Below are 3,330 nucleotides of genomic sequence, written 5' to 3'. Positions count from 1 at the left end.
GCGCTCATCGGTCCTCGTCCGCCGGGCGGATGTACAACAGCCGATCCCCCAACTCCAGTGCGTCGACCTTTGGATCGTCGACGCGGATCAGCTTGTTGTCGCGTACCACGCCGAGCACGATGTCCGTGCCGTGGCGCGGTGAGCCGCCGACCTCTTTCGGGCTGACCTCACGTTCGGCGATGGCGAACCCGCGGTCCGGGGTGAGCAGGTCCTCCATCATCTCGACCACGCTGGGGGTCTGCACGGCGATGCCGAGCAGACGGCCCGCGGTCTCCGAGGTCACCACGGTGGAGTCCGCGCCGGACTGCTTGAGCAGATGTTCGTTGTCGGTCTCCCGGACCGCAGCGATGATCTTGGCCTTCGGGGCGAGCTCGCGGGCGGTGAGCGTCACCAGCACCGCGGTGTCGTCACGGTTGGCGGCGACGATGATGGTCTTGGCGTGCTGGGCGCCGGCCAGACGCAGCACTTCGGAATCGGTGGCGCTGCCACGGATGGTGACCAGCCCCGCGCTCTTGGCGCGCTCCAGTGCCGCGGCGTCCTCGTCGACGACCACGATGTCGCCGGGAGCGATCTCGTCGCCGACCATCGCCGCGGCAGCGGTGCGGCCCTTGGTGCCGTAGCCGACGATGATGATGTGGTTACGCAACCTTCTCCTCCAACGCTGGATTTGGTAGACCTGACGCGATTGCGTGGTGAGGGTCTCGACGGTGGTGCCGATCAGCACGATCAGGAACGCGACCCGCAGCGGCGTGATGATCAGCACGTTGATCAGACGCGCCTCCGGGGTCACCGGGGTGATGTCGCCGTAGCCCGTGGTCGACAGTGACACCGTCGCGTAGTAGAGGCAGTCCAGGAACGACAGCTGGTTGTCCTGGACGTCTCGGTATCCGTCGCGGTCGAGGTAGACGATCAGCACCGCGGCGAACAACGCGGCCGTCGCGTAGATGACCCGCACGGTGATCCGCCGGGCCGGGCTGACCGTCTCGGTCGGGATCTGCACCCGATCGGTGAGCGCGTGGACCGGCATGTCGGCCAGCGACTGATCGAACCGGCGCACCCGCCGGCGCAGACGTCCTTCAGCCACGAGGGCCGGTCAAGGGGTGAGGCAGCCGCACCAGCACAATGTAATCATGGCCACGTCCTCCACGGCACTGCAGCAGATCACCAAGTCATCACGCGGCGCCCGGATGGGTACCTGGCTGATCGGTATGGGCATCCTGCACTTCGCCGCACCGAAACCGTTCGACTCCATCGTGCCCGAGGAACTTCCGGGCACCCAGCGCTTCTACACCTATGCCTCCGGCGTCGCCGAGATCGGCGTCGGCGCCCTGCTGCTGGCACCCAGGACCCGCAGGGCCGGCGCGCTGTCGGCGATCGCGCTGTTCGTCGGGGTGTTCCCGGGCAACGTGAACATGGTCCGGCTGTGGTTCAACGATCCGGCCAAGACGCTCCCGATGCGGGTCGGGGCGATTGCCCGCCTCCCGTTGCAGATCCCGATGATCAGGCAGGCGTGGAAGGTCTACCGCGACAGCTGAGCCACCTCCTGCTCCTCGGACGGCTCGGTCAGTAGCGCGGTCAGCGCCTCCTCGTCGGGCAGGTCTTCCGGCATCACCGTGCGCCCGGACCGCACGTAGTGGAACGCCGCACGCACCGAAGACACCGGACATCCGTGCAGTCGCGCCCACGCCAGTCGGTACACGGCGAGCTGAACAGCGTTGTGCCGCAGCTCTTCTTCGGTCGCGGGTGGCTCGCCGGTCTTCCAGTCCAGCACCGTGACCCCGCCGTCGTCGTCGGCGAACACCGCGTCGATGCGACCGCGCACCACCCGCCCGGCGAGCATCATGTCGAAAGGCACCTCGACGTCGACCGGGGTACGGGCCGCCCACGGCGACACCGCGAACGAGTTCTGTAGTTCCTCGAGCTCGCCGCGGTCATCACGGTCCGCGTCGGCCGCCCCGGGCAGGTCGTCGAGATCGAACAGCTTCTCGGCCTGGAAGTAGCGCTGCACCCATTCGTGGAAAGCGGTACCCAGCAACGCCTGCGCGTCGGGCCGCCGAGGCAGCCGGCGTTGCAGCCGCGCGGCGACCGCTTCGGGGTCACGCCCGAGTTCGACCATCGCGCTGACCGACAGCTGCTGCGGCAGGCGCGGTGCCGGTCGGCGGGCAGCCAGTTCGCGTTCGGCCAGCAGCGCGTCGACATCGGCAGCCCAGCCGTGGACGTCGGGGATCTGGTCGGGTTGCGGCGCGGCCGCCATCGCCGTGGCGACCAGATCGGCGCCGCGGTCGGTGTGCGTGCGCCTGCCGGCCAACGGATCCGCCGGCCACACGGCCTCGACGACCCGGTCCCGCAACGGATTGGACTCCCCGTCGGCGGGGGCCTCGGTCCACACGTCGACGATGCCGCACGGCGTTCCGTCGGCCGCGGACGCGTCGATGACGTCCTTGAGCTCATTCAGGAACTGCGACGGGCCGCGCGGCTTGGACTCGGTGGCACCCCAGTGGTGGCCGGACACCAGGAGCGTGTCCTCGGCGCGGGTGATCGCCACGTACAGCAGACGGCGTTCTTCGTCGGTGCGTCGCTGGTCCAGGCTGCGCTTGTGATCGTAGATCTTGTCCGACAACCCTTTCCGATCGCTGACGTCGGAGGTGTCGAGCACCGGCACGCCGTGCTCGGACACCGCCGCGCAGTCACCGCGCAGCAGGGGCGGCAGGTCGGCGGCGTCGGTGAGCCAGGTGCGCGGGGAGGCGGTGGACGGGAAGATCCGACCGGACAGGTGCGGCACCGCCACGATCTGCCATTCCAGGCCCTTGGCCGCGTGCACGGTCAGGATCTGCACGCGCTCGGCGGACACCGTGACCTCGGCCGGCGCCAGGCCGTTCTCGACCTGCTCGGCGATGTCGAGGTAGGCCAGCAACGCCGACACCGTGGTCGCGCCCCGCGACGCGAAATCGGTCACCACGTCGGCGAACGCGTCGAGGTGTTCGGTGCCCGACCATCCCGCCGAGACCGGCTGCGCGGCCCGCACTTCGGTGTCGATGCCGAGCAGACGCCGCACCTCCGCCAGCAGCTCCGGCAGCGGGCTGTCCAGGTGGGCCCGCAGCGCGGTCAACTCACGCCCCAGCGCGACGATCCTGGCGTGCCCCGGCTCCGAGTACGCCGTGGCCGGGCCGGGATCGCAGATCGCGTCGGCCAGGCACGCCGCGTCGGCGTCGGGCCCGAGCGCGGCGACGATCTGCGCGGTCGCCGTGTCGGCATCCGCTGAGGAGGCGCCGCCGTCGACCAGGCTGGCCGCACGTCGCCACAGCGCCGCGACGTCGCGCGCACCCAGCC

At 69.9% G+C, this 3,330-nt stretch carries 3 protein-coding genes; 1 reads left to right on the top strand and 2 read right to left on the bottom strand.

The window, feature by feature from the left end; all coding sequences use genetic code 11:
• Window positions 1-4: 4 nt before the first annotated feature.
• Window positions 5-1,084, bottom strand: coding sequence for a potassium channel family protein (locus MVA01S_RS29165; protein ID WP_040540351.1), 1,080 nt, complete (start codon window positions 1,082-1,084; stop codon window positions 5-7).
• 46 nt (window positions 1,085-1,130) lie between these two features.
• Here MVA01S_RS29165 and MVA01S_RS29160 point away from each other — a divergent pair, with 46 nt between their 5' ends.
• Window positions 1,131-1,535, top strand: coding sequence for a DoxX family protein (locus MVA01S_RS29160; protein WP_003929195.1), 405 nt, complete (start codon window positions 1,131-1,133; stop codon window positions 1,533-1,535).
• Here the strand turns inward: MVA01S_RS29160 and MVA01S_RS29155 are convergent.
• On the bottom strand, window positions 1,520-3,330 hold a 1,811-nt coding region (locus tag MVA01S_RS29155), incomplete at its 5' end, for a 3'-5' exonuclease (protein ID WP_169801786.1). The genes MVA01S_RS29160 and MVA01S_RS29155 overlap by 16 nt on opposite strands.

Origin of the sequence: Mycolicibacterium vaccae NBRC 14118 = CIP 105934, from assembly GCF_001552715.1 — a bacterium.
Taxonomy (GTDB): Bacteria; Actinomycetota; Actinomycetes; order Mycobacteriales; family Mycobacteriaceae; genus Mycobacterium; species Mycobacterium vaccae.
The sequence above is the reverse complement of the archived record's forward strand: the minus strand, read 5'-3'. Positions and strand labels throughout refer to the sequence as shown.

Bases quoted from the DNA above. Each gene is read 5' to 3' on its own strand.
- MVA01S_RS29160 (WP_003929195.1), top strand. From the start codon at position 1,131: ATGGCCACGTCCTCCACGGCACTGCAGCAGATCACCAAGTCATCACGC.